Origin of the sequence: Actinomadura sp. NPDC000600 (assembly GCF_040492135.1) — a bacterium.
In the GTDB taxonomy this organism is placed as follows: domain Bacteria; phylum Actinomycetota; class Actinomycetes; order Streptosporangiales; family Streptosporangiaceae; genus Spirillospora.
This window is the reverse complement of sequence record NZ_JBEUPD010000053.1, coordinates 19,555-43,882: the sequence shown is the minus strand read 5'-3', so window position 1 is coordinate 43,882 and position 24,328 is coordinate 19,555. Positions and strand designations below refer to the sequence as shown.

Here is a 24,328-nt window from a genome sequence, read left to right as displayed (position 1 = left end):
GTACGTGCCGCCAGGGCCAGGTTGTAGACCTTCCGCACGCACCCGAACGTGCGCGACAGCTCTGCCGCCTGCGCATCGGTCGGATAGAAGCGGTACTTGAACGCCCGCTTCACGGGGGTGGCCTCACGGCTCACATGTTCCCCCAGTTCGCAGCGGAGCGCAGGCAGTCGGAGATGGACGCCGGTCCACCCTGGCGGCGAACCGGCTTTCCCCGCCCTTCCCCGCAGGAGCTTCGTCTCCTCCCCGCCCCAAAGGACGGGATGTCCACTAAGGAGACCTGATGACTGAGAACCCCGGAATGGACGCGGACGCGCTGGCCGGGCGGTTCGCGCAGATGTTCGCGGCGCTGGCGGGCAACATCGAGCGGGTCGTGCGCGGCAAGCGGGAGAAGGTCGAGCTGGCGCTGATCTGCCTGCTGGCCGAGGGGCACCTCCTCGTCGAGGACGTCCCGGGCGTCGGCAAGACGACCCTGGCGCGGGCGATTTCGGCGTCCGTGGAGGCCAAGTGGGCGCGCATCCAGTTCACGCCCGACCTGCTGCCGAGCGACATCACCGGTGTGTCGATCTTCAACCAGGGGACGAGCGCGTTCGAGTTCCACCCCGGCCCGATCTTCGCGAACCTGGTCGTCGCCGACGAGATCAACCGCGGCTCGCCCAAGACGCAGTCGGCGCTGCTGGAGGTCATGGAGGAGCGCCGGGTCACGGTCGACGGGGTGCCGCATCCGGTGCCGCGCCCGTTCATGGTGATCGCCACGCAGAACCCGGTCGACATGGACGGCACCTACCCGCTGCCTGAGGCGCAGCTCGACCGGTTCCTGATGCGGATCTCCATGGGCTACCCCGACCACCAGGCCGAGGTCGCGCTGCTCGCCGGGGCCCCGACCGGGGCGATGCTCGACCAGATGCCGCCGTTGATGGGCCGCGAGGACCTCGCCCGCATGATCGACTTCGCGCAGCGGCTGCACGTCGCGCCGCCGCTGCACGACTACCTCGTGCGGGTCGTCTCGGCCACCCGCGGGCACCCCGACCTGCGGCTCGGCGCGAGCCCGCGGGCCAGCATCGCGCTGCTGCGCGCCGCGCGGGTGCGGGCGGCGGCGGCCGGGCGCTCCTACATCGTCCCGGAGGACGTGAAGGCGCTGGCGGTCCCGGTCATCGCGCACCGGCTGATCGTCACGCCGGAGGCCGAGCTGCGCGGGCGCTCGGGCGCCGACGTGGTCGCCGAGGCGCTGGGCGGCGTGCCGACGCCGCAGGCCGCCGGGGTGTGACGTGCTGACGCCGCTCGGGTGGGGGACGGCGGCCGCCTCGGTCCCGCTGTACGCGGCGGGCTGGTGGCTCGGCTACCCCGAGCCCGCCGTGCTGGCCGTCGCCGGGCTCGCCGCCGTGGGGGCGGCGGCGCTGTGGACGCTGCCGCGCCCGAAGCTGGAGGTCCGCCGGGAGATCGCGCCGACGCGGGTGGAGCGCGGCCGGCCCGCGGTCGGCGTCCTGCACGTGACGAACAAGGGGCGCGGCGTCCGCGGGCTCAGCGCCGAGGACGCGGCGGGGGCGACCCCGGTGGCGGTCGACGTCCCGCGGCTGCGGTCCGGCGGCACGCGCACCGTGACCTACCGGCTGCCGACGGCCCGGCGCGGCGAGATCCCGGTGGGGCCGCTGCGGCTGGTGCGCGCCGACCCGCTCCGGCTGGCCCGGCGGGTCCGGGAGTACGGCACGCCGCAGATCCTGCTCGTCCGGCCGAGGACGGTGCGGCTGGGGCTGCTGCCGTCCGGCCGCGCCCACCACCTGGAGGGCCCGACCAGCGACCGGTCCCCGGCGGGGACGGCGACGTTCCACGCGCTGCGCGAGTACGTCATCGGCGATGAACTGCGCCACATCCACTGGAAGTCGTCGGCCCGCACCGGGACGCTGATGGTCCGCCAGCTCGTGGACGCCAGCCTGCCGACGACGACGGTCGTGCTGGAGGCGCGCCCCGGTTCGTGGCCGGAGCCCGACGACTTCGAGCTGGCCGTGGACGCGGCGGCGTCGGTCGCGGTCGGCGCGGCGTCGGCGAGCTTCCCCGTCCGGATCCTGACCGGCGACGGCCAGGTGGCCGACACGCGGGGCGGGCCGGACGACGTGGAGGTCCTCCTCGACCGGCTCACCTCCGTCCAGACGCAGGAGGGGGCGCGCTCGGCCGTGGACGCGGTCCGCCGCGTGCGCGCGGGCGGCTCCCTCGTCGTCATCACCCCGGACGACGCCGAGCTCGGGCGCGTCGCGGCCGTCCGCGGCCGCTTCGACCGGATCGTCGTGCTGCGGGTCAGGCCGTCCGCGCCCGCCGCGGCGCCGCCCGGCGTCCAGGTCGCCGACTTCGCCGACCTGGACGCGCTCGCGGAGGCGTGGCGGCGGCTGGGGAGCGCGCGGTGACGCGGTACGCCTCGATCGCGGTGACGGCGTGCCTGGTCGCGGTCGCCGGGCTGGCGTTCCAGCGGGTCTTCGGGCTCGGGCCGGTCGTTCCCGTCGCCGCCGTCGCGGCGGTCGTGCCGACCCTGCTGTGCGGGCTGCTGTCGGGGCCGCGCAAGGACAAGGGCCCGTGGCCGCTGTGGATCTCGCTGGTGCTGACGGTAGTGGCCTGGGCGGGGGCGGTCTCGGTCACCGTCCTGCGCACCGCCCTCGGCGACGGGACGCTGCCGCAGGCGGTGCGCGAGGGCGTGCTCGGCTCGTGGAAGTCGATCCTGACCACGCTGCTGCCCGCCCCCGCGAAACCGGAGTACCTCGTCCTGGTCCACGTGGTGGTGTGGCTGGCGGCTTTCGCGGCGGCGGAGCTGGCGCTGCGCACGCCGCTGCGCGCCCTGCCCTGCGTGCCCGCCCTCGGCGTGTGGGCGGTCGCGCTGCTGCTCGGGGTGGACGGGCCCGGGTCCAACCTGCCGCTCGCCGCCGCGACCGTCGTGCTCATCGCCGTGCTCGTCCTCGTCCGCGCGGACGGTCCGGGCGCGGGCGCCGCGTGGCGGCCCCTCGCGATCGGCGTGCCCGCCGCGGCCGTCCTCGGGGCGCTGGCCTTCGCCGCCGGTCCCGTCGTCCCCGTCAGCGCGGAGCCGTACAACCCGCGCGAGCAGGTGCAGGCGCCGCCGCCGCAGCAGCGCGACAGCGTCAGCCCGCTGGACCGCGTCGGCGGCTGGCTGCTCAGCCCCGACCAGGTGATGTTCACGGTCCGGGCGCGGCGCGGCGAGATCGAGCGGCTCGCCGTGCTGGACCGGTTCGACGGGGTGACGTGGTCGTCCACGGCGCGGTTCGTCCCGACCGGGAGCCGCGTGCCGCAGGGGCCGGACCCGGACCGCGAGCACGAGGTCGCGCAGCACATCACGATCCGCGACCTGCCGGGCGTGTGGGTGCCCGCCGCCGACCGGCCGCGGGAGGTCGCGGGGCTCCCCGTCGTCGTCGACCCCGCCAGCGGCGCGCTCGCCGCCGCGCAGCCGCTGCGCCCCGGGCAGACCTACCGCGTCGAGTCCGTCGTCCCCGAGTGGACCGCCGACGACCTCGCCGGAGCGGAGGTGGCGGTCGACGCCGAGGCGAGGGCGGCGCGCGACCTGCCGTGGGGGCCGGGTGCGAAGGAGCCGCCCGTCCAACTCGCCGAGTTCCGCAGGTTCGCCCAGGCCGCGACGCGGGGCGCGGTGTCGCCCATCCAGAAGGCCGCGATGCTCGCCGAGTACCTCAAGCGCTACGCCCGGTACGACGTCACCGCACCGCCCGGCCACAGCTACCGGCAGCTCGACTACTTCCTGGGCGAGGGCAGGCGCGGCACGCCCGAGCACTTCGCGACCGCCTACGCCCTGCTGGCCCGGACGCTCGGCCTGCCGTCCCGCGTCATCGTGGGCTTCGACGGCGGCGCCCGCGCGGGCGACACCGTCCAGGTCCGCTCCGGGGACGTGATGGTGTGGCCCGAGATCAAGTTCGAGCGGCTCGGCTGGATCCGGTTCAACCCGCTCCCCGACAGCGCGCGCCGGTCCAAGAACAACGACTCCGTCGCGGCGGGGGAGACCGAGCAGAAGCTGGAGCAGGCGCAGAAGAACGCGGCCTCGCAGCAGCGCGGCCAAGGACCGGGCGACACGCCGCAGAAGGGCCCGCGGAAGGCGCCCGCCGCCGCTGACCCGCCCACCCCGTGGTGGGTGTTCGCGTCGACGGCGGTGGGCGCGCTCGTCCTCGGCTACCTGTGCGCCGTCCTCCTCGCCCCCGCGCTGCGGAGGCGGCGCCGCCGGGCCGGACCGCCCGCCGCCCGCATCACCGGCGCCTGGCACCAGGCGCTCGACCACCTCGCCGACGTCGGCCTGGCCACGGCCAGGACGCTGACCGCGCACGAGGTCGCCCGCTTCGGCGCGTCCGCCGTCGGCGACGACGCCCACGGCCATCTCGGGCCGCTCGCCGACCTCGTCAACCGCAGCCGCTTCGCCGCGTCCCGGCCGGACGAGGCCGCCGCCGACCGGGCCTGGCGGCACACCGACGAGCTCGGCCGCCTCGTCACCGCCAGGGCGGGGCGGCTGCGTCGGCTCCGGCGCCGCCTGCACCCCCGGTCCCTGCGGGACGGGGCGCAGCGGGACAGTGCGCTGCGGGACGGGTCGCCGCGGGAGGACTCTCCGCGGCCCGAGCGGACCGTCAGGACGCGGGCACGCTGACCGCGATCTCGCCGCCGAGCACCGCGCCCGTCTCCAGCTCCAGGTCGTCGCCGCTCCAGAACCGGCCCGGGTCGAACCAGTTCGGGCGGCGCCCCTTCGGCAGCAGCCCCATCGACTGGTAGGTCACCGCGACGATCTCGGCGCAGAACGCCGTCTCCAGGTTCGCGTCCCGCTCGGCCGGCCGCCGGATCGGCACCCGCCCGCGCAGCCACCGCGTCGCCAGCTTCGACGTCGAGGGGAACGGCGTGCCGTCCAGCCGCGCCACCGCGCGCAGCGCCGCGTCCTCCACCGCCCGCGTCGGCGGCGGTTCGAGCTGCCGCAGCCAGGCCCGCTGCCCGTAGCGGTTCCCCCAGGCCAGCACCGCGTCGCGCAGGTCGTGCAGCTGCGCGCCGCGGTGGTGCCCGCCCGTCCACATGTCCCGCAGCGAGCGGCCGAGCTCCGCGTGCCACATCAGCGGCGGCAGGTCGTCGATCACCACCGCCATGCCGACGTGGTTGACGGGGCTGTTGGTCGTCATCTGGATGGCGCGGTCGGCGACCGTCCGGCCGCGGAACAGCCACACGTCCCCGGTGCGGGTCAGCTCGACGGCCTCGGCGAGGGAGATGCTCGTACCCGACATGATCGCTACGGTAGCCGTATGCGCACGTCGAGAGGGTCCGCCCTGGGGAAAGCAGCCCGTCTGGTGAAGGCGTCCGACCTCTGGAAGGCGCCGAACCTCTGGAAGGCGCTGGGCGTCGCCGGGTTCATCGGCGTCGCCGCGACCGGGGCCGTGATCGTGCGGTCCGAGCGCCGCCGCCGGGCCTACACGCCCGAGGAGATCCGGGAGCGCCTCCACGAGCGGCTGGAGGAGCCGCAGGGGGAGCGGTCATGACGGTGCGCGCCGTCCGCCCGCCCGGCCCGGACGACCTCGACCGCGCCTGGCGGGCCGTGTCCGCCGAGCTCGCGCCCACGCCGCTGGTCCCGTCGGGCCTGGCGCCCGGCGCGCTGCTGAAGCTGGAGACGTTCCAGCCGATCGGCGCGTTCAAGGTGCGGGGCGCGCTCGCGGCCGTCGCCGCGCTCCCGCCGGGGGAGCCGGCCGTCACGGCGAGCGCGGGCAACCACGGGCTCGGCATGGGGTACGCCGCCGCGAAGGCGGGCGCGGACGTCACCGTCGTGGTCTCCACCCGGGCGTCGCAGGTCAAGGTCGACCGGATCGGCGCGTTCCCGGTGCGGCTCGTCCTGCACGGGACGACCTACGACGAGGCCGAGGCGTACGCCATGACGCTGCCCGGCCACTACGTCTCGCCCTACAACGACCCGGCGGTCATCGCGGGGCAGGGCACCATCGGGCGCGAACTCGACCGGCAGGCGGAGGGCCCGCTCACGGTCGTCGCGCCGGTCGGCGGCGGCGGGCTGGTCGCCGGCCTGTGCCTGTGGGCGCGCGAGCGCGGCGACGTGCGGATCGTGGGCGTGGAGTCGGCGGTGTCGCGGGGCGTGTCGGCGTCGGTGGCGGCCGGCCGCGTGGTCGAGGTCGAGGTCGGCGAGACGTTCGCCGACGGCCTGCCCGGCAACCTCGAACCCGGCTGCGTCACCCCGGAGGTGATCGGCGGCACGGCCGAGCTGACGTCCGTCACCGACGAGCAGATCCGGACGGCGCTGCGCTGGCTGTTCCACGAGCACGGGCTCGTCGCCGAGGGCGCGGGCGCGGCGGCGGTCGCCGCCGTCCTCGCCGGGAAGGTCGAGTTCACCGGACGCCCCGTGGTGGTCGTCTCCGGCCGCAACATCACCGTTCCCGCGTACATCGCCGCCCTCGGCGGGCACTGAGCGGCGGCGTTCCCGCGAACCCCGGCGCCGGTGGGACACGAGCGGCTACGGTGTCCGGTGCGAAGAGGTGGGTGATTTCAGGACATGTCTGGCCTGGGAGTTCTGTTCAGGCGTGACCGGCTGACGGGACAGGTCGCCGTCGGGCTCACCGGCGTGCTCGTCATCGCCGCCGTCGTGTACGGGGTGGGCGTCGCGAGCGCCAAGTACCGGCTCTCCGACGTCGGCGCCTGGCTCACCGCGCGGGGCAAGGGCATCGTCGTGCACGCCAACGGGCCGGCGGCCAAGGTGGACGGCAAGGCCGCCCTGCCTCCGCAGATGCGCGGCCACAACATCAAGGTCGTCCAGGACGGCGCCACCGTGCTGCTCGTCGACCAGGACACCGGCGTGGTCAGCCGGCTCGACCCCTCCCAGCTGGACGTCGGCGCCAGCCGCCCGCTCGGCCAGGGCATCCAGGTCCTCGCGGACGCCGGGAAGGCGTACACGGTCGACTCCGTCAAGGGCGTCCTCCAGCAGATCGACCCGGTCGGCCTGACCCCGGTCGGCGCGCCCGCGACGCTGCCGCCCGTCCTCGGGCAGGCGGGCATCGACGCGCGCGGCGCCCTGTGGGTGCCGGTGGCGGGCAACGGGCAGGTCGCCGCGTTCAAGGACGGCCGGACGCAGCCGCCGGTGAAGGTCGGCGGGGCGGGCGACGACCTCGCGCTCACCATCGCCGCGGGCGACCCGGTCGTCGTGAACTCCACGGCCGCCACCGCCACGGTCGTCAAGCCGTCCGGGACGCCGCTGACCGTGGCCCTGCCGGCGACCGTCAGGCAGGCGGGACGCGGCGGCGTGCTCGCCCCGCCCGCCACCGAGGGCAAGACCGTCCCGCTGCTGGTGCCCGGCACCGGGTCGCTGGTGACCGTCGACACCGACACCGGGCGGTACTCCAGCACGCGGCTCGCCATGCCGAAGCACCGGTACCGGCCGCCGCAGATGCTCGGGCCGAAGGTCTACATCCCCGACGAGACGGCCGGGGCCCTGCTCGTGTACGACTCGGCGGGCAACCGGTTCGAGACGCCGGTCCCGGTCACCGGGCGGCCCGCCAGGCTGGACGTCTTCGTCCGCGACGGGCTGCTGTGGGCTAACGACCCGGCGGGGCCGCGCGCCGTCGTGATCGACGGGCAGGGCGGCCGCAAGGGCATCGACAAATACCGGGACAGGGTCGCGGGCGGCCCCGGGCGCCGCACCCTCCCGCAGCCCAGCGGCGCCCCGCCGAGCACCGCCCCGCAGGACCCCCGCCGCCCGCGCCCCGGCGAGCCGCCGACCGCGCCGCTGAACGTGTCGGTCACCCCGGGGGCGGGCACGATGCGGATCGACTTCCAGCCGTCCCAGGGCGACGGCGTCCTCGGGTACGCGCTGAAGGACGTCCCGCCCGGCCTCGCAGTGAGCCCGTCCGCGATCCCGCCTGGCGCCGGGCCGTTCACGTTCACCGTCCGGGGCGGGGACTGCGGCCGCGAGTACCGCTTCCGCGTGGCCGTGCGCTACCGCGACGCCCGCGGCCGGACCCGCGAGCAGGTGTCGGCGCCCAGCGACCCCGCGCGCCCGTGCGTGACGCCGGGCGCGCCCACCGGCCTCGCCGCGCAGGCCACCGCGTCCGGGACGAAGGTCTCCTGGACGGCCCCGCCCGGCGCGTCCGCCTACCGGGTCGCCTGGGACGGCCCCGTCAAGGGCGCCACGACGGTGACCGCCGCGGCGGGCTCGGCGATGTCCACGACGCTCGGCAACGTCTGGACGAACGGGTCCTACACCTTCAAGGTCGCCGCCGTGAACGGCGCGGGCACCGGCGCGGCGGCCTCCCTCGCCGCCAGGCTCACCGGCCCCGCGGCCAAGTATCCGGTCGAGCGCAACGGGAACTCCAACGCCTACATCCGGAGCATCCCCGACGCCAACAACGGCGCGGTCGTCGCCACCATGAACAACAACAACGGCGAACTCGTCGTCGTGAACTGCCAGACCAAGGGCGCCTACTACCAGCACCCGAATGCCGCCAGCCTCGCCGGCGACATGTACGCCAACATCACATGGAGCGGCAAGACCGGCTACATCATCGGGTACCTGGTCAACACGCCGGGCGACTGGAAGAGCTTCGCCGGCCCCGCGGTCTGGACGTGCGAGCCCTGACCCGCCGCCCGGCCGGCGCCGGTACGGCTAGGCCCGCTTCTTCTTCCTGCCGACGCAGGCGGGAGCGGACCAGGCCACGTCCGGCGCCCGACCCGGGTTGAGGCGCAGCACCGCCCCGACCTTGAAGCAGTAGGCCGTTTTCGGCCGCAGGCCCGGCATGGTCGCCGAATGCGAGCCCGCCTTGACCGCCACGATCGGCTTGGTCCCGGCGGGCTGCTGCTGGACGAGCAGCGGCAGCTCGCGCGCGGCCGGGGGCAGCGCCCACAGCACCGCCGCCCTCTGGCCGGCCTGCCGTACGACCACCTTGCGCGGCCGCGCCGCCGCGAGCTGAGCGGCCGTGATCGGCTCCTGCGGGTCCTGGGTGGCCTGTCCCTGCGGGCCGGTCTGGGAAGGCGGCGTCGACCCCGCGGCGGTCCCGCCCCCGCCGTCGCCGCCGCCGGACAGCACGAGCGCCCCGACGCCGAGGGACACCCCGCCGACGAGCGCGATCCCGGCCGCGACGATGAGGCCTCGGCGGGGCCCGTCGTGCGGACGGTCCTGGGTGATCTGGTGCGGGCCCGCGTGCGGGGTGGTGTGCGGTGACGTATGCGGGGAGGTGTGCGAACCGCTCGCGCTCTGGTCGCCCGCCTGGGGCGCCTGGGGCCAGGCGGGCTCGGGCGCCGGACGCGGGCCGTCCTTGGGGAGGAGGGCGTCCGGGGTCTGCGGCGGGACGGCGTTAGGCGCCCACGGCGACGGCGGCGGTTCGGGTGCGGCGACGGGCGCCGGGGCCTGCCGCGCCGAGGCCGGCAGGGACGGCGACTGCGTGGACGGCGACTGCGCGGTCGGCGCCCACTCCGGCACGAGCGGCGGGCCGGAGACGTCCGGGAAGGACGGGCGCGGGCCGGCGTCCGGCGCGGACGCGGCGCCGCGGCTGCTGTGCGCCACGTCCGTCACCGGCAGCCCCAGCTCGGCCTGCACGCGCTGGAGCGCCTGCGCGAACTCCACGGCGCTCGCGAACCGCTGCTCGGGAGTCTTGGCCATCGAGCGCGCGATGACGTCCGCGACCTGCCGGGGGACGTCGGGGCGGGGGACGGGCGGCGGCGGGTCGTTGAGGATCCGCAGCATCAGCAGGGCGATGCCCTCGCCGGGCGGCCCCTTGAACGCGGGGTGCCCGGCGAGCAGTTGGTAGAGCGTCGAGCCGAGCGAGTAGAGGTCGGACCCGACGCCCGGCTGCCGGCCCTCCAGGATCTCGGGGGCGGCGTGGTGCGGCGTGAACGCCTGGGTGTGGGTGGCGTCGAAGCTGTCGACCAGGCGGGCGATGCCGAAGTCGGCCAGGGCGGGCTCCCCGTACCGCGACAGCAGCACGTTCTGCGGCTTGACGTCCCGGTGCAGGACGTCGGTCTCGTGGGTGGCGGCCAGCGCGCCCGCCATCTTCACGCCGATCCGCAGCACCTCGGCGACCGGCAGCGGCCCCTCCCGCGCGAGCCGGTCGGTGAGCGCGCCGTGCTCGAAGTACTCCATCGCGATGTAGGGGCGCCCGGACCGGGTGGTGCCGGTGTCCAGCACGGTCACGATGTTCGGATGCCCGGAGAGCCGCCCGGTGATCTTGCACTCGCGCTGGAACCGCCGCATCGCCGCGTCGTCGACCGCGCTGACCGACAGGACCTTCAGCGCGACCATCCGGTCCAGGCGCTCCTGGTGGGCGCGGTAGACGACGCTGAAGCCGCCCTCGCCGACCTGCTCCAGCACCCGGTAGCCCGGAACGTCCTCGGTCATGGGTGGGGGGATCCCTCTCGCTTGCTCGTCTCGTCCGGGGGCGCGGCGGGGGCGCGATCGTTCGATGCCGTGCGGCCCGGGGCGGTTCCCCCCGGGGGCAACAGCGTAGTACGGGGAGGAAACGGGCGCGGGTGCTCTCGCCGGGAAGGCCCGACCCGGCCGTCGCCCAGCACCCTTGACGGAAATGAGATGACATTTCCATTGCCCCGGTTAATCGTTGTGCCAATTGCGCTCCAGTACCGGCCCTCTTCGTCCTAACCTCGGGATTCGCGACGAAGGAACTGCCCCAGAGGGAGTGGCCCGCCGTGACGGACGAAGTCATGACAAATCCGCACGAGGAAGCACCGCCATCCGAAACGGCTTATGGGGAACTTGTGCGGATGGCGTATTTCGTTCTGCCGGGGCGGGGAAAGCGCGTCTACCGGCTGGCGATCGCCCGCCGGATCGTGGACTCCACCGCGCGCGGCGCCCGCGACCGCTCGGCCGCCGGGCACGCACGCCGCCGCACCCGGGTGCTGCGCCGGGCGCTGCGCCCGCCCCGCCGGCTCCAGATCGGGCTCGGCCCGTGGCTGCGCGCGCTGCCCGCCCGGCTGCCCGACCCCGCGCTGACCGCGGCGCTGTCCCGGCTCGACCCGCACGTGCGCGTCGCCTACGTCCTGCGGAACGTGGAGGGGATGCCCCGCTACGCCGTCCGGGACCAGCTGATCGAGCTGCGGGTGCGCGACCCCTTGCCGGTGATCCGCGCCGCCGAGGCCGTCGAGGTGCCGGTGCCCCGCCGCGCCGACCGGTTCGAGCCGGCGCTGCTGCGCCCCGTCCGCACCCGCTCGGTGCTCCCGCTCGCGGCCGCGGTCGTCCTCACCGCCGCGCTGGTCGGCGCGCTGCTCACCACCGAGCGGGAGGGCGCGCGCGAGGCGTCCGCCCGCGGCCTGAGCCTCGCCGCCGCGGCGCCGGACGCCTGGACGCGCGGCGCCCGCTCCCTCGACGTCTGGCCCGCCCGCGGCGACCTCGCCGGCGACCGGGCCTTCACCCGGCGCGCCGCCGACGCGTGGGCGGCCGCGCCCCGGGGCCGCCGCCCCGACAGCGGCGCCGCGCAGCTCCTGTACGCCGGCCGGCTCGACGGCGCGCCTCTCGCGGTGATGCGCAGCGGCGGCCGCCTGGCCCGCTACGCCTCCGGCCGCGTCGACGTGGCCGCGATCGGCACCGACCCGTCCGCGCCGATCGCCCTCGGCGGCGGCCGCTACCTCCTCGCGCCCTGGGACGCCCGGCCGGAGACCTTCGCCGGACGGCGGCTCGCCACGTCCGGCGGCGTGACGGACCCGGTCCGCCCCGGCACCGGCTGCGGCCGGGGTCCGCTATTCCACCTCGGCTCGCGGACGGTCGGCGACCTCGGCGGCGCGCGCGCCGCCGTCCTCGGACACCGCGCGCCGGACCGGCGCCCGGGAGGCCGGGACCGCCCCGCCGTCCTCGGCCGCACCGCCCGGTCGTTCTGGAAGAAGCTGGCCTGCGCCGTGCCCGCGGCGTCCCGGCCCGTCTCGGCGGCGATGGCGTTCGACTTCTGGTCGGGGACGCTGCCGCACGGCGGGCGGCACGCCGACTGGGCCTGCACCCGGTTCGCCTACGCCGACGGCGGCGCCGCCGCCTTCGCGACCCTGCTCGCGGCGGAGAGCCGGGCGACGGGCGCCTGCGACGTCCAGCGGCCGGTGAGCGGGACGTGGTGGCGCGCGCCGTCGGGCCGCTGGTACTACCTGGCGGCGGCGGGGCGCGGTCTCGTCCCGCACGCCGAGGGGGTCCGCCGGCCGGTGACGCGCGACCGCCTCCTCGTCGCCGGCGGTGCCCCCGGTACCCCCGTCACCCCGACCGCCCGTTAGGGCGGGCCGGTCAGCATCCGCTTACCCTGATCGGGCACACTGAGGGGAACCGAACCAGATTCAGGGAGTCGCAGATGGGCAAGGGGCCGCTCTCCGGAGTACGCGTGATCGAACTGGCCGGGATCGGGCCGGGGCCGTTCGCCGCGATGCTGCTGGCCGACCTCGGCGCCGACGTGATCCGCGTCGACCGGGCGTCCGCCGTCCGGGACGGCGAGACCGCCGGCGGCACCGACTTCACCAACCGCGGCAAGCGGTCGATCGCCGTCGACCTCAAGAGCGAGGGCGGCAGGGAGGTCGTCCTGCGCCTGGTGGAGAAGTCCGACGTCCTGATCGAGGGGTTCCGCCCCGGCGTCACCGAGCGCCTCGGCATCGGCCCGGACGACTGCCTGGCCCGCAACCCCCGCCTCGTCTACGGGCGGATGACCGGCTGGGGGCAGGAGGGGCCGCTGTCGCACACGGCGGGCCACGACGTGGGCTACATCGCGATCACCGGCGCCCTGCACGCCATCGGCCGCGCCGGCGGCCCGCCGCAGGTCCCGATGAACCTGCTCGGCGACTTCGCGGGCGGCAGCATGTACCTCGTCACCGGCGTCCTCGCGGCCCTGCTCGAGACGCGGGCGAGCGGGCGCGGCCAGGTCGTCGACGCCGCCATCGTGGACGGCACCGCCCACCTGTCCACCTTCATCCACGGCTTCCTCGCGGGCGGCATCTGGGAGGACCGCCGCGGCGTCAACATGCTCGACACCGGCGCCCCCTGGTACGACGTCTACGAGACCTCCGACGGCCGCCACATGGCGGTCGGCGCCATCGAGCCGCAGTTCTACGCCGAGTTCCTCCGCCGCCTCGGCCTCGACGGGGACGACGACCTCCCCGCCCAGTACGACCGCGAGCGCTGGCCCGCCATGCGCGAGCGCTTCGCCGCCGCCTTCCGCACGAAGACCCGCGACGAGTGGACGGAGGTGTTCGTCCCCAGCGACGCCTGCGTGGCCCCCGTCCTGTCGCTGGCCGAGGCCGCCGAGCACCCGTACAACACCTCCCGCGAGGTCTTCCCCGAACTCGCCGGCCACCGCCAGCCCGCCCCCGCCCCCCGCTTCTCCCGGACCCCCACCGGGACCGACGGCGTCCCCGTCCTCCCCGGCGGCCAGACCAGGGCCGTGCTGGACGACCTCGGCTTCGACGACGCCGAGGCCCTCCTCAAGGAAGGCGCCGTCGCCCAGGCGTGACCGCCCCGGTGGCCGTCCCCGCGCCGTCCCGCCCGGGCACGGCCACCGGAGCCGATGAACGCAGGCCGCGCCGCCCGTGCGCGGGCGGATAGTTAATCGGCTGACAATTCCCTCGCGGTAACCGGCGGTCATTCCACAAGACCGCGCCGGAACGCGGCCGTACGTTGTGGGCACTCCACCCCGACAGCACGACGACGGTAAAGGCCGGACGCCGGCCCTGTTCGCCGTGCCCGCAAAAGGGAGATGCCCATGCGTTTCAAACGGCTCCGCTCGTGGGCGGTCATCACCGCGGCCATTCCCGCCGCACTCGGCCTGACCGGGGCGGTCGCCCCCGCGGCGCACGCCGAGACGAGCCCGGAAGGGGCGAACGACTGGAACTGCAGACCCTCGTTCCCGCATCCCCGCCCCGTAGTGCTCGTGCACGGCACTTTCGAGAACATGGCGTTCAACTGGCAGAAGCTCTCGCCGGCGCTGAAGAAGGCCGGGTACTGCGTCTACGCCCTCAATTACGGCGGCCCGAAGGACGGCCCCATCCAGGGGATCAACGACATTCCCACGTCGGCCGGTGAGCTGTCGGCGTTCGTCGACAAGGTCATGGCCTCCACCGGGGCGTCCAAGGTCGACATCGTCGGGCACTCGCAGGGCGGCATGATGCCGCGGTACTACATGAAGTTCCTCGGCGGCGCCGCGAAGGTGAACAAGCTGGTCGGCATCGTGCCGTCCAACCACGGCACCAACATGTCCGGGCTGGTGGAGCTGGGCACCCTGCTCGGCATCACGCAGGAGGTCGTGAAGGCCGCGCCGGCGGCGGGCCAGCAGATCGTCGACTCGGACTTCCTGAAGAAGCTGAACGGGGGCGGCGACACCGTGCCCGGCCCGACCTACATCGTGCTGTCCACCAAGTACGACGAGGTCGTCACGCCCTACACCTCGGAGTTCCTCAACGGCTCCAACGCGCAGAACGTCCTGCTGCAGGACAAGTGCCCGAACGACACCAACGCGCACGTCGGCATCGCCTTCGACCCGGTGATGATCAAGTTCGTGCTGAACTCGCTCGACATCTGGGGCCCGTACTGGCCCATCGACTGCGCGAAGCCCCTCGGCTGACCCGTGCGGCGCCCGGCGGGTCTCCCCTCTCACCGCCGGGCGCCGCCGCGCCGCGGACCGTGCCACCGGCCGCGCCGCGGCGATGTCACAGGCCGCGCCGCGGCGGCGTCACAGGCCGAGGCGCTTGGCGGCGATCTCGTTCATGATCTCGTTGGTGCCGCCGCCGATGCCGAGGATGCGGGCGTCGCGGTAGTGGCGCTCCACCTCGGACTCGCGCATGTAGCCCATCCCGCCGTGCAGTTGGACGGCCTCGTGCACCACGTGCTCGCAGGCGAGGACGGCGGTGTTCTTGGCGTAGGCCGTCTCGGTGAGGACGTCCTCCCCGGCCGCGTGCCGCTCGGCGACCGCGCGGGTGTAGGTGCGGGCGACGTCGGTCCGCCGCGCCATCTCGGCGATCTTGTGCCGGACGAGCTGCCGGGAGGCGAGCGGGCGGCCGAACGTCTCCCGGTCCCGGACCCAGGCCAGGGTGAGGTCCAGGCAGCGCTGCGCCGTCGCGTACGCCTGGACGGCCAGCGACAGCCGCTCGGTCACGAAGTTCTGGACGATCTGCAGGAACCCGCTGTTCTCCGCGCCGACGAGGTTAGCCGCGGGAACGCGGACGCCGTCGAACGACAGCTCCGCGGTGTCGGAGCAGAGCCAGCCCATCTTGCGCAGCGGCGCGGAGACGGTGAAGCCCGGGGTGCCCTTCTCCACGACCAGCAGGGAGATGCCGTCGAAGCCGGGCCCGCCCGTCCGCACCGCCGTGGTGACGAAGTCCGCCCGCACGCCCGAGGTGATGAACAGCTTGGCGCCGTCGACGACGTAGTGCCCGCCGTCGCGGACGGCGGTGGTGCGGATGCCCGCGACGTCCGATCCGGTGCCGGGCTCGGTCACGCCGAGCGCGCCGATCTTCTCCCCGGCGAGCGTCGGCCGCGCGAACCTGTCGATCAGCGCCGCGTCCCCGGAGGCGATGATGTGGGGGAGCGCGATCCCGTGCGTGAACAGGGAGGCGACCACGCCGCCCGACCCGCCCGCCTGGATGATCTCCTCGGCGACGATCAGCGCGTCGAGCAGCCCCCCGCCGGACCCGCCGGCCTCCTCCGGGAACCCGGCCCCTAGCAGTCCCGCCTCGGCGGCCCGGACGTGCAGGGACCGGGGCAGCTCGCCCGCGTCCTCCCAGTCGGCTACGAAGGGCGCGATCTCCCGCGCGGTGAAGTCGCGGACGAGGGCGCGCAGCGCCGCCCGTTCCGGGGTCTGCCAGGAATCCACCGCGCCTCCTCGTACAGAACGAGGTTCGGAATCTAGCAGGCGGCGCGTCAGTCCCCGGCGCGCAGGTCCTCCGGGTCGGACGGCGCGGGCAGGTCCCCCGCGGGGACGCCGGTCAGCTCGCTGACGTGCCGGCGCAGTACGGCCCGCAGCTCCGCCGGGCCGGTGGCGTCGGGCCGCAGGACGGCGTGGGAGGTCAGCCCGTCCACCAGCGCGTGCACCCGCGCGGCCTCGACCTCGACGTCCAGTCCGGGGCGCAGGGCGCCGGCGCGGCGGGCCGCCCGCAGGGCCCGGCTCGCGATCGAGCGCAGGTCGTTGTGCATCTCCCGGGCCAGCGGGCCCAGCTCGGGCCGGGTGCGGGCGCCGGTGGTGAACGCCAGCCACACCTCGGCCTCCTCGCGCCGCTCGGCGTCCAGCGGCAGCAGTTCGGCGAACAGCGCCTCCATGGCCGCCGCGTGCTCGGCGGGCGGTGCGGCGGGGCCGGGGTCCGCGAGCCGGGCCGCGCGCAGCCGCAGCCGCTCGCCGGCCCGCTCGGCGAACGTGCGCATCGCGAAGATCATGATTTCGGCCTGGCCGTCGAAGTAGTGCCGGACCGATCCGATGGCCAGGCCCGCCTCGGCGGCGACGGTGCGCAGCGACGCCTGGTCCAGCCCGTCCCGGCGCACGACGCGGAACACGGCCTCGGCCACCTCGCGGCGGCGGGTCTCGGCATCGACGATCTTCGGCACCGCTCTTTTATAGCACGCCCATGCTACAGTCGTATTTAGCACGAGCCTGCCAAATAAGTCCGACCGAAGGGGAGGCCGACATGGACGAAGTGATGAACATCCTGCTGATCCGCTTCGCGATCATCGTCGCCGGGATCGCGCTGCTGGTCGTGGCGGTGTTCAGCGTGGCGATCACGCTGAAGCGCCGCGGCCGGCTCGGCCGGGCCCGGGGCCTGGTCGAACCGGTCCTGCGCGCCTGGGCCGACCGCCCGGCGGCCGGCCCGGACCCGCGCCGGAACGCGGGCCGCGGCGGCCTCGACGCGCGGCGCGGCGGCGGCCGGTCCGAACTCGGCCGGCTCGCCGTCCGCGGCGCCCTGCACTACCTCGACCGGAGCGAGACCCGACGGACGGGAGGGGGCCGGTGACCCCGGCCGCCGACGACGCGGACGTGGTGATCGGCCTTCTCGTGGACCGGCTGATCAAGGGCGGGATCGTCGTGGCCGCCCTCGTCGTGGTCGTGGTCGCCCTCACCGTCGTCTACCGCAGGACCGGCCCGAAGGACCGGCCCTGACGGTGGGACTCCGCGTCGGCGCGGACTAGCCGACGGCGTCGGCGACGGCCTCGGCCCACAGGGCCAGGCCGTCGTCGATCTGGTCGCCGGTGATGACCAGCGGCGGGATCATCCGGACGACGTTGCCGTACGCGCCGCAGGTCAGCAGCAGGAGCCCGCGCTCTGCGGCGGCCGCGTGCGCCCGCGCCGCGGCGGCGGGGTCGGGCTCGCCGTCCGGCGTGGTGAACTCGCTGGCCTGCATGAGCCCGAGCCCGCGCACGTCGCCGATCGCCGGGTGGTCGGCGGCGACCTTGCGGAGCCCGTCGTTCAGCCGCGCGCCCTGCAGGGCGGAGTTGCCGACGAGGTCCTCGTCGGCGATGACCTGCAGGGTGGCGAGCGCGGCGGCGCACGAGACGGCGTTGCCTCCGTACGTGCCGCCCTGCGACCCGGGGCGGGCCTTGGCCATCAGCGCCTCGGGCGCGGCGATCGCCGACAGCGGGAACCCGCTCGCCAGGCCCTTGGCCGTGATCAGGACGTCGGGGCGCGCCGCCGAGTGCTCGTGGCCCCAGAACCGGCCCGTCCGCCCGTACCCGGTCTGCACCTCGTCGACGACCAGCAGGATGCCGTGCCGGTCGGCGCGCTCGCGCAGCCCCTCCAGGAACGCGGGGGGCGCGGGGATGTAGCCGCCCTCGCCGAGCACCGGCTCGACCACGAACGCGGCCGTGTCGGACGCCGGGCTCGCGGTGACGAGCAGGTAGTCGAGCTCGCGCAGCGCGAACCGCGTCGCCTCCTCCTCCGACCACCCGTACCGGTACGCCTGCGGGAACGGCGCGATGGCGGCGCCCGGCATCAGCGGGCCGATCCCGGCGCGGAACTTCGTGCCCGCCGTGGTGAGGGCGGCGGCGCCCATCGTCCGGCCGTGGAAGGAGCCGTGGAAGACGACGATGTTCTGCCGGCCGGTGGCGTGCCGGGCGAGCCGGATGGCCGCCTCGACGGCCTCGCTGCCGCTGTTGAGGAAGAACAGCGAGTCCAGGCCCTCCGGCAGCACCTCGCCGAGCGCCTCGGTCAGCCGCAGCAGCGGCCGGTGCATGACGGTCGTGTACTGGCCGTGGATGAGCGTGCCCACCTGCTGCTGTGCGGCCTCGACCACGCGCGGGTGGCAGTGGCCGGTGTTCACGACGCCGATGCCCGCGGTGAAGTCCAGGTGCCTGCGGCCCTCGGCGTCGTAGAGGTACACGCCCTCGCCGCGCTCGGCAAGGACGGGGGTGGCCTGCTTGAGCAGGGGAGACAGCGTCGCCATGGCGTCCCTCCGGTAGATTGTCGACAATCTGCAATCTAGGTGGCCCCGGGCCGGTTGTCCAGCGGGGCCGTTCCTCTGTGGCGGCGCCGGAAGCTAGGACTCGCGGAGCCGGGTGATGGAGTCGGTCATGTGCTCCTCGATGAGGGTGAGCAGGCGCTCCTCCTCGCCGTCGCCGATCGCGTCGACGAGCCGCCGGTGCTCCTCGACGAGGTCGGCGGGCTCGGGGTAGGTGTCCTGGAGGGCGTTCAGGCACATGCGCGTCTCCACCAGCAGCGTGTGCGCCATCCGCTCCAGCCGCGGGCTGCCCGACGAGCTGACCAGCACCTCGTGGAACGCCTGGTCGGCGTCGCTCATCGCGACCCGGTCGCGCTGGCGGGCGGCGGCCACGAGCGCCTCCAGGGCCTCGGTGAGCCGGGCCACCGCCTCGCCCCGGTTGCGCTCCATGATCAGCCGGCAGGCCTCGCGCTCGATCGCGAGCCGGGCGAGGTAGACGTCCTCGACGTCCCCCTCGTCCAGCGTGATCACGAACAGTCCGCGGTGCGGCTCGCTGACGAGCAGCCCCTCCTGGACGAGCCGCTGCATGGCCTCGCGCAGCGGTCCGCGGCTGATGCCGAGGCGCGCGGCGAGGTCGGCCTCGCCGAGCTGCGCGCCGGGCTCCAGCGACCCGTACATGATCGCCGAGCGGAGCTCGTCCGAGACGATCTCCACCGTCGACTTGCGGGGAACAGGCTCCAGCTCACCCAGTCGGCCCATGCGCGGTTCCCTTTCGTCTCTATTCAGATTTGCCATGCATGTCGTCCCCGCAGGGGGACCGCGGCGGGGACGGCGAAGAGCCGGCCCAGCCCGGTGCGCGGCGGGAGCCCGTCGGGCCCCGACGCGAGTCGCAGCCCCTCCCAGACGCTCACCTGGTTGGCGGTCAGCACCGGCTTGCCGACCCGCGCCTCCAGCTTGTCGAGCCAGGCCACGGTGTGCAGCGCGGTGTCGGGCACCAGCACCGCCTCGGCGTCCGGATGGTCGTTGGCCGCGACGAACGCCAGCACCTCGTCGCGGCCGAGGGTGCCGACCTCGGCGGCGGTGACGATGCCCCGGCAGGACAGCGCCACCACCTCGATGCCGGCGCAGGCGAGGAACGCGACGAACCGCTCGGCGACGTCGGCCGGATAGGTCGCCGCGACCGCGACGCGGGTCACGCCCAGCGCCTGCGCCGCGTGCACGAACGCGAACGACGTGCTGGAGGCGGGCACGCCCGCCGCCTCGCGGACGCCCGCGACCTGCTGCGCGGCGCCGTCCCAGCCGAACACGAAGCTTCCGCTGGTGCACGCCCACACGGCGGCCCTCACGCCGTGTTCGCGCAGGGTGCGGGCGCCGTCTCCGAGCACGTCGGCGCCGCCGATGTCCAGCAGCGCGTCGACGCGGTGCGCGTCCTCGCGCATGAGCGTGTGCACGACCGGGAGGCTGACCTCTCCCAGGGCGCGCTCGATGGTGGGGTAGTCGTCCTCGGCGCTGTAGCCGGGGTAGAGGAACCCCGCGCGCAACCCGTTCTGGCGCATGTTGTCGACAATCCTACCTTTGGGGATCATGGCGGCTAGGCCGCCGTGAAGGGAGCGAGCCCGACCAGGGACTGTCCGGGACCGGACGCCGAACGCCCCATGGCGCGCAGCGCCGAGCACATCGTCACCTGGTTGGCGGTGAGCACCGGCTTGCCGATCATCTGCTCCAGCGGTGCGATGATGTCGTACGTCGGGACGTTCGTGCAGCTGATGAAGACGGCCTCGGCCTCGGGGTGGTCGACCGCCGACACCGCCGACACGATCTCGCCGTAGCCGACCTTCCAGATGTGGCTGAGCAGGCCCAGCCCGACCGAGGACACCACCTCGATGCCGTGCTCGCCGAGGAACGACACGAGCCGGTCGGTGACGGCGTCGATGTAGGGCGTGACGACCGCGATGCGCCGGGCGCCGAGGAGCCGGAGCGACTCCACCAGCGCGCCGGAGGTCGTCGTCGAGACCGGCGCGCCGGCCTGGAGCATCGACTGGTGCAACTGGATCTCGCCCGCCTTGCCGCGGATGAAGCTGCCCGACGCGCACGCGTAGGCGACGGCGAGCGGCTCCGGGGCGAGGACGTCGCGGGTCGCCTGCCGGACGATCGACTGGTCCGACAGGGCGGAGGCCATCTCCACCGTGACCGGGACCGGCACGTACGGCAGGCGGGTCATGAACAGGGACACGTCGTCGGGCGTCCAGCGCCACAGCTCCCTGTCGAGGGCGAAGTCGAACGGCGCGACCACCCCGATGCCGTGCTGGGCGAGCAGCTCTGGGCCGACGACCAGCGAGGGGTCGAATGTCATCTGCGCGGCCGCCACTCTAGGACTCTGCGCGTGCGTAGAGGAGGCGTTCGCCGACGCCGCCCGACCGCCACACGTCGTTGCACGCCTCGGCCATGCGGTCGAGGCCGTCGACGATCGTCGCGTAGACGTTGCCGGGAACCCAGCCGACGTCCCCGTTCAGCAGCAGGTTGTTGCGGCCGTAGAAGATCGCGAGGTCGATGACGCCGGGCAGCGCGTGGATGTTCTTCTCCTCCTTGAACTTCCGGTCGAGCATCCCGCCGGGGAAGGAGAAGTAGACGACGTCGCCCGGGATCGGGGTGACGGTGGGGTTCTCCAGTCCGATCTCTTCCTCGGAGAACCGTTCGACCATCGTGTACACCTCGTTGCGGGCGTACTTGGCGTGGTACGCCTCGCCGCCGAGGGGTAGAGCGTTCCAGACCGCCTCGCAGGTGCGCGGCGCGTCCTTCTCGAGAAGCTCCGCGACGCACGACACGCCGCGGCGCTCCAGAGTGATGGTCATGAGCTTGGGCATGCTGACCTCCCCGTGAACAGGGGTGGGCGAGAGCGTCGCCACCCGAAGGACTCTCCATGTTCGTGGGGGGTCGTCCCCCCACACCCCCGAACGGGGGCTGTTAGAGCGCTCTGGGATCCGTCCTGGCCCTGCTGGGCAGCGGTTGCGACGGTCTTGCAGCACATGTCCCATTGCGGTGACCGAGGCCGCAGTGCACCGCGTTGATTGTTGACAATCCTACGAACGCTTCCTAGCGTGTCAATGCCTCCCGCCGTTGCCTTCTCGTAAACTCCGCACACCCCGGAAGTGACGCCGATGGACCCTGCCCAGCCCGCATCCGGCAACCCGCCTGACGTGGTGGTACTCGTGGGCGACGTCCATCCGCGCGGCATGGAGGAGGCGGAGCGCCTCGCGCGCGTCCGTTACGTGCGCGAAACAGAGCTGGCCGAGGCGCTTCCCGAGGCCGATGTTCTGTTCATGTGGGATTTTCTCTCGGACGCCCTGGCCGGTGCGTGGCCCCGGACCGGCGGGCCCGGATGGGTCCACATCGCCAGTGCCGGCGTCGACCGCCTGATGTTCCCCGGGCTCGTCCGCAGTGACACTGTTGTCACCAACTCGCGCGGCGTCTTCGACGAGCCCATCGCAGAATACGTGCTCGGACTGGTGCTCGCGTTCGCCAAGGACCTGCACACCACCTTCCGGTTGCAGGGCGAGCGGCGCTGGCGGCACCGCGAGACCGAGCGGATCACCGGCGCCCGCGCGCTGGTCGTCGGCACCGGGCCGATCGGCCGCGCGATCGGCCGCCGGCTGTCGGCGGCCGGCCTCGCCGTCACCGGCGTCGGGCGCACCGCCCGCGACGAGGACCCCGACCTCGGCGCCGTCCGCCCGATGGACCGGCTCGGCGAGGAGCTCGCCGCCGCCGACTACGTCGTGCTGGCCGCGCCCCTCACCCCGCAGACCCGCGGCATGATCGACGCCGCCGCGCTGGAGCGGATGCGGCCGTCCGCGCGGCTGATCAACGTCGGGCGCGGCGCCCTCGTGGCCGAGTCGGACCTGGTCAAGGCGCTGCGGGCGGGCCGGATCGCGGGCGCCGCGCTCGACGTCTTCGAGGACGAGCCGCTCCCGCCGTCCTCGCCGCTGTGGGAGATGCCGTGCGTCATCGTCTCGCCGCACATGTCCGGCGACGTGGTCGGCTGGCGGGACGAGCTGGTCCGGCTGTTCGTCGACAACCTCGGCCGCCGCGTGGCCGGCCGCCCCCTGCGCAACGTCGTGGACAAGGGGCTCGGCTACGTGGGCTCGGAGCCGGCCGGCCCGCGGTAGCGGGCCGCATCACACCAGAGGGGGCAACCATGGCCGATGCGGCCGACCTGACCGCGACCGAACTGCTCGCGGAGTACCGGGCCGGGGCGCTGTCCCCGGTCGAGGCCGCCGGGGCCGTCCTCGCCCGGATCGAGCGGGACGACCCGGAGCTCAACGCGTTCTGCCTCGTCGACGAGGAGACCACCCTCGACATGGCGCGCGCGGCGACCGAGCGGTGGCGGCGCGGCGCGACGCTCGGGCCGCTGGACGGCGTGCCCGTCTCCATCAAGGACGTCCTGCTCACCCGGGGCTGGCCGACGCTGCGCGGCTCCCGGACGATCGACCCCGCCCGCCCGTGGGACGAGGACTCGCCGTCCGTCGCCCGCCTGCGCGAGCAGGGCGCGGTGTTCGTCGGCAAGACGACGACGCCGGAGTTCGCGTGGAAGGGCGTCACCGACAACCCGCTGACCGGCGTCACCCGCAACCCGTGGGACCCCTCCCGCACGCCGGGCGGGTCGAGCGGCGGCGCGGCGGCGGCGGTCGCGGCGGGCATGGCGCCGCTCGCCCTCGGCACCGACGGCGGCGGCTCGGTGCGCATCCCCGCCGCGTTCACCGGCACCTTCACGATCAAGCCGACGTACGGCCGCATCCCGCACTACCCGGCGAGCCCGTTCGGGACGCTCGCGCACACCGGCCCGATGACGAACACCGTGGCCGACGCGGCGCTGCTGCTCGACGCCGTCAGCGGCGCCGACGCCCGCGACTGGTCGGCGCTGCCGCCGCCGGACGTGGTGTTCGCCGAGGCCGGCGCCCGCATCGGCCGGGACGACCTGACCGGCCTGCGCGTCGCGTTCAGCCCCGACCTCGGTTTCGCGGAGGTCGACCCGGAGGTCGCGGCGTCCGTCGCGGCCGCCGCCGAGGTCTTCGCCGAGCTCGGCGCCAAGGTCGAGCAGACCGGCCCGGGCTTCGGCGACCCGGTCGAGGAGTTCGAGGTCCTGTGGTTCGCGGGCGCCGCCAAGGTGGTCGAGCACCTGTCGCCCGAGGAGCGCGAACTGCTCGACCCGGGCCTGCGGGAGATCTGCGAGCAGGGCGCGCGCTACTCGGCGCAGGACTACCTGACGGCCACCGCGCGCCGCATGGAGCTTGGCCGCCTGATGGGCCTGTTCCACGAGCGCTACGACCTGCTGCTCACCCCGACGACGCCGATCGCCGCGTTCGAGGCCGGCCTGGAGGTCCCGCCTGGCTCGGCGTCTCCGCGCTGGACGGGCTGGACCCCGTTCACCTACCCGTTCAACATGACTCAGCAGCCCGCGGCGAGCCTGCCGTGCGGCTTCACCTCCGGCGGCCTGCCCGTCGGTCTCCAGGTCGTCGGCGCCCGGCACGCCGACGCCCTGGTGATGGCCGCCTGCGCCGCCTACGAGCGCGCCCGCCCATGGACGAGGTTCACCGGGAGGCGATGACCGCGCGGCCCCGCTGAAGGCGGGCCTCCGCGAGTCGACCGGCCACCCGACGGCGCCGTCACGAGAATCCACGACCGGCGCGAATGACCCGTGCCCAGGTTCGCAAGCCACCATTCCTGCGCGCCGATTTCCTCTGGTGTGCGCGTCGTATTACTTGAAAAGGCCCGTCTGAACCGTTGTTCGTCCTGCCTCGGACGCGAGTGGGAACGAGCTTGCAGTTTTGGAACGGTGAGGCATCGTGAAACGTATGTGAGTTCTGCGGTCTTCGTTTCGCGCACGTGCAAAGTTCGCACGTGCGCGATTACATAGGGGGCGGTGTGGTCCGGGCGTTGGCCCCGCACGTCACGGACACGCCCGGTGAACCGTCCGGCGGGC

General features: G+C 74.5%; 23 protein-coding genes. 13 read left to right on the top strand and 10 right to left on the bottom strand.

Features of this window, described 5'->3' with window-relative positions; translation table 11 throughout:
* Nucleotides 1–113 (bottom strand): helix-turn-helix domain-containing protein (locus ABWI07_RS40830; RefSeq protein ID WP_353821818.1); only part of this gene is annotated, 113 nt, incomplete at its 3' end.
* 167 nt (nt 114–280) lie between these two features.
* Here ABWI07_RS40830 and ABWI07_RS40825 point away from each other — a divergent pair.
* From ABWI07_RS40825 to ABWI07_RS40815, 3 genes are read left to right on the top strand one after another with little or no spacing between them, the layout of a single operon-like run.
* On the top strand, nt 281–1,264 hold the full coding sequence (locus ABWI07_RS40825) for an AAA family ATPase (RefSeq protein WP_353821817.1): 984 nt from the start codon (nt 281–283) through the stop codon (nt 1,262–1,264).
* A 1-nt stretch (nt 1,265) separates the two neighbouring features.
* A complete protein-coding gene (locus ABWI07_RS40820) occupies nt 1,266–2,396 on the top strand; it encodes a DUF58 domain-containing protein (RefSeq protein WP_353821816.1) in 1,131 nt (376 codons plus the stop codon).
* Nucleotides 2,393–4,639 (top strand): transglutaminase TgpA family protein, encoded by a 2,247-nt coding sequence (locus ABWI07_RS40815; RefSeq protein ID WP_353821815.1) that lies wholly within the window; start codon nt 2,393–2,395, stop codon nt 4,637–4,639. The genes ABWI07_RS40820 and ABWI07_RS40815 overlap by 4 nt, the downstream gene beginning before the upstream one ends.
* On the opposite strand, the gene ABWI07_RS40810 is transcribed toward ABWI07_RS40815, so the two are convergent.
* Complete coding sequence (locus ABWI07_RS40810; RefSeq protein WP_353821814.1) at nt 4,620–5,258, bottom strand: hypothetical protein; 639 nt, start codon at nt 5,256–5,258, stop codon at nt 4,620–4,622. The genes ABWI07_RS40815 and ABWI07_RS40810 overlap by 20 nt on opposite strands.
* A gap of 18 nt (nt 5,259–5,276) precedes the next feature.
* Here ABWI07_RS40810 and ABWI07_RS40805 point away from each other — a divergent pair, with 18 nt between their 5' ends.
* The 3 genes from ABWI07_RS40805 (at nt 5,277) to ABWI07_RS40795 (ending at nt 8,602) form a co-directional block, all read left to right on the top strand.
* Nucleotides 5,277–5,510 (top strand): hypothetical protein, encoded by a 234-nt coding sequence (locus ABWI07_RS40805; protein ID WP_200842328.1) that lies wholly within the window; start codon nt 5,277–5,279, stop codon nt 5,508–5,510.
* Nucleotides 5,507–6,442, top strand: a complete 936-nt coding sequence (locus ABWI07_RS40800) for a threonine ammonia-lyase (RefSeq protein ID WP_353821813.1) — start codon at nt 5,507–5,509, stop codon at nt 6,440–6,442. The genes ABWI07_RS40805 and ABWI07_RS40800 overlap by 4 nt, the downstream gene beginning before the upstream one ends.
* Nucleotides 6,443–6,526: 84 nt before the next feature.
* Nucleotides 6,527–8,602: a fibronectin type III domain-containing protein gene (locus tag ABWI07_RS40795; protein WP_353821812.1), complete on the top strand. Its 2,076-nt coding sequence runs from the start codon at nt 6,527–6,529 to the stop codon at nt 8,600–8,602.
* A 27-nt stretch (nt 8,603–8,629) separates the two neighbouring features.
* Here the strand turns inward: ABWI07_RS40795 and ABWI07_RS40790 are convergent, their stop codons facing one another.
* The gene (locus tag ABWI07_RS40790; RefSeq protein WP_353821811.1) at nt 8,630–10,357 is read right to left on the bottom strand and encodes a serine/threonine-protein kinase; all 1,728 of its coding nucleotides are present in this window, start codon (nt 10,355–10,357) and stop codon (nt 8,630–8,632) included.
* 380 nt (nt 10,358–10,737) lie between these two features.
* Here ABWI07_RS40790 and ABWI07_RS40785 point away from each other — a divergent pair, with 380 nt between their 5' ends.
* The 3 genes from ABWI07_RS40785 to ABWI07_RS40775 all read left to right on the top strand — a co-directional run bounded on the left by ABWI07_RS40785 (nt 10,738) and on the right by ABWI07_RS40775 (nt 14,555).
* Nucleotides 10,738–12,225: a hypothetical protein gene (locus ABWI07_RS40785; protein WP_353821810.1), complete on the top strand. Its 1,488-nt coding sequence runs from the start codon at nt 10,738–10,740 to the stop codon at nt 12,223–12,225.
* Between the two features lie 74 nt (nt 12,226–12,299).
* Nucleotides 12,300–13,448 (top strand): CaiB/BaiF CoA transferase family protein, encoded by a 1,149-nt coding sequence (locus ABWI07_RS40780; protein WP_353821809.1) that lies wholly within the window; start codon nt 12,300–12,302, stop codon nt 13,446–13,448.
* Nucleotides 13,449–13,697: 249 nt separating this feature from the next.
* A complete protein-coding gene (locus ABWI07_RS40775; protein WP_149263659.1) occupies nt 13,698–14,555 on the top strand; it encodes a lipase family alpha/beta hydrolase in 858 nt (285 codons plus the stop codon).
* Between the two features lie 108 nt (nt 14,556–14,663).
* Here the strand turns inward: ABWI07_RS40775 and ABWI07_RS40770 are convergent, their stop codons facing one another.
* Together ABWI07_RS40770 and ABWI07_RS40765 are read right to left on the bottom strand one after the other, a co-directional pair.
* Complete coding sequence (locus ABWI07_RS40770) at nt 14,664–15,803, bottom strand: acyl-CoA dehydrogenase family protein (RefSeq protein WP_353821808.1); 1,140 nt, start codon at nt 15,801–15,803, stop codon at nt 14,664–14,666.
* A 47-nt stretch (nt 15,804–15,850) separates the two neighbouring features.
* Nucleotides 15,851–16,528, bottom strand: coding sequence for a TetR/AcrR family transcriptional regulator (locus ABWI07_RS40765; RefSeq protein ID WP_353821807.1), 678 nt, complete (start codon nt 16,526–16,528; stop codon nt 15,851–15,853).
* Nucleotides 16,529–16,608: 80 nt separating this feature from the next.
* Here ABWI07_RS40765 and ABWI07_RS40760 point away from each other — a divergent pair, with 80 nt between their 5' ends.
* Both ABWI07_RS40760 and ABWI07_RS40755 read left to right on the top strand, forming a co-directional pair.
* Nucleotides 16,609–16,932 carry a hypothetical protein gene (locus ABWI07_RS40760; RefSeq protein ID WP_353821806.1) on the top strand — a complete coding sequence of 108 codons (324 nt, stop codon included), beginning with the start codon at nt 16,609–16,611 and terminating at the stop codon, nt 16,930–16,932.
* A complete protein-coding gene (locus ABWI07_RS40755) occupies nt 16,929–17,078 on the top strand; it encodes a hypothetical protein (RefSeq protein ID WP_160161155.1) in 150 nt (49 codons plus the stop codon). Before ABWI07_RS40760 ends, ABWI07_RS40755 begins: the two co-directional genes overlap by 4 nt.
* A 25-nt stretch (nt 17,079–17,103) precedes the next feature.
* Here the strand turns inward: ABWI07_RS40755 and ABWI07_RS40750 are convergent, their stop codons facing one another.
* The 5 genes from ABWI07_RS40750 to ABWI07_RS40730 form a co-directional block, all read right to left on the bottom strand.
* On the bottom strand, nt 17,104–18,357 hold the full coding sequence (locus tag ABWI07_RS40750; protein WP_353821805.1) for an aspartate aminotransferase family protein: 1,254 nt from the start codon (nt 18,355–18,357) through the stop codon (nt 17,104–17,106).
* A gap of 93 nt (nt 18,358–18,450) precedes the next feature.
* Nucleotides 18,451–19,110, bottom strand: coding sequence for a GntR family transcriptional regulator (locus tag ABWI07_RS40745; protein WP_149263654.1), 660 nt, complete (start codon nt 19,108–19,110; stop codon nt 18,451–18,453).
* A 23-nt stretch (nt 19,111–19,133) separates the two neighbouring features.
* Complete coding sequence (locus ABWI07_RS40740; RefSeq protein ID WP_353821804.1) at nt 19,134–19,907, bottom strand: maleate cis-trans isomerase family protein; 774 nt, start codon at nt 19,905–19,907, stop codon at nt 19,134–19,136.
* Nucleotides 19,908–19,942: 35 nt separating this feature from the next.
* A complete protein-coding gene (locus tag ABWI07_RS40735; RefSeq protein WP_353821803.1) occupies nt 19,943–20,704 on the bottom strand; it encodes a maleate cis-trans isomerase family protein in 762 nt (253 codons plus the stop codon).
* A gap of 16 nt (nt 20,705–20,720) precedes the next feature.
* Nucleotides 20,721–21,203, bottom strand: a complete 483-nt coding sequence (locus ABWI07_RS40730; protein WP_141587347.1) for a DUF3830 family protein — start codon at nt 21,201–21,203, stop codon at nt 20,721–20,723.
* 306 nt (nt 21,204–21,509) lie between these two features.
* Between ABWI07_RS40730 and ABWI07_RS40725 the strand changes: the two genes are divergently transcribed.
* Nucleotides 21,510–22,514, top strand: coding sequence for a D-2-hydroxyacid dehydrogenase (locus ABWI07_RS40725; RefSeq protein WP_353821802.1), 1,005 nt, complete (start codon nt 21,510–21,512; stop codon nt 22,512–22,514).
* Between the two features lie 29 nt (nt 22,515–22,543).
* A complete protein-coding gene (locus ABWI07_RS40720; RefSeq protein ID WP_353821801.1) occupies nt 22,544–23,953 on the top strand; it encodes an amidase in 1,410 nt (469 codons plus the stop codon).
* Nucleotides 23,954–24,328 lie beyond the last annotated feature (375 nt).

Excerpts from the sequence above, each read along its gene's own strand:
- ABWI07_RS40725 (WP_353821802.1), top strand. The coding sequence starts at position 21,510 with ATGGACCCTGCCCAGCCCGCATCCGGCAACCCGCCTGACGTGGTGGTA.
- ABWI07_RS40775 (WP_149263659.1), top strand. The coding sequence starts at position 13,698 with ATGCGTTTCAAACGGCTCCGCTCGTGGGCGGTCATCACCGCGGCCATT.
- ABWI07_RS40790 (WP_353821811.1), bottom strand. The coding sequence starts at position 10,357 with ATGACCGAGGACGTTCCGGGCTACCGGGTGCTGGAGCAGGTCGGCGAG.
- ABWI07_RS40810 (WP_353821814.1), bottom strand. The coding sequence starts at position 5,258 with ATGTCGGGTACGAGCATCTCCCTCGCCGAGGCCGTCGAGCTGACCCGC.
- ABWI07_RS40780 (WP_353821809.1), top strand. The coding sequence starts at position 12,300 with ATGGGCAAGGGGCCGCTCTCCGGAGTACGCGTGATCGAACTGGCCGGG.
- ABWI07_RS40750 (WP_353821805.1), bottom strand. The coding sequence starts at position 18,357 with ATGGCGACGCTGTCTCCCCTGCTCAAGCAGGCCACCCCCGTCCTTGCC.
- ABWI07_RS40805 (WP_200842328.1), top strand. The coding sequence starts at position 5,277 with ATGCGCACGTCGAGAGGGTCCGCCCTGGGGAAAGCAGCCCGTCTGGTG.
- ABWI07_RS40720 (WP_353821801.1), top strand. The coding sequence starts at position 22,544 with ATGGCCGATGCGGCCGACCTGACCGCGACCGAACTGCTCGCGGAGTAC.
- ABWI07_RS40785 (WP_353821810.1), top strand. The coding sequence starts at position 10,738 with ATGGCGTATTTCGTTCTGCCGGGGCGGGGAAAGCGCGTCTACCGGCTG.
- ABWI07_RS40760 (WP_353821806.1), top strand. The coding sequence starts at position 16,609 with ATGGACGAAGTGATGAACATCCTGCTGATCCGCTTCGCGATCATCGTC.
- ABWI07_RS40825 (WP_353821817.1), top strand. The coding sequence starts at position 281 with ATGACTGAGAACCCCGGAATGGACGCGGACGCGCTGGCCGGGCGGTTC.
- ABWI07_RS40730 (WP_141587347.1), bottom strand. The coding sequence starts at position 21,203 with ATGACCATCACTCTGGAGCGCCGCGGCGTGTCGTGCGTCGCGGAGCTT.
- ABWI07_RS40800 (WP_353821813.1), top strand. The coding sequence starts at position 5,507 with ATGACGGTGCGCGCCGTCCGCCCGCCCGGCCCGGACGACCTCGACCGC.
- ABWI07_RS40735 (WP_353821803.1), bottom strand. The coding sequence starts at position 20,704 with ATGACATTCGACCCCTCGCTGGTCGTCGGCCCAGAGCTGCTCGCCCAG.
- ABWI07_RS40745 (WP_149263654.1), bottom strand. The coding sequence starts at position 19,110 with ATGGGCCGACTGGGTGAGCTGGAGCCTGTTCCCCGCAAGTCGACGGTG.
- ABWI07_RS40795 (WP_353821812.1), top strand. The coding sequence starts at position 6,527 with ATGTCTGGCCTGGGAGTTCTGTTCAGGCGTGACCGGCTGACGGGACAG.
- ABWI07_RS40740 (WP_353821804.1), bottom strand. The coding sequence starts at position 19,907 with ATGCGCCAGAACGGGTTGCGCGCGGGGTTCCTCTACCCCGGCTACAGC.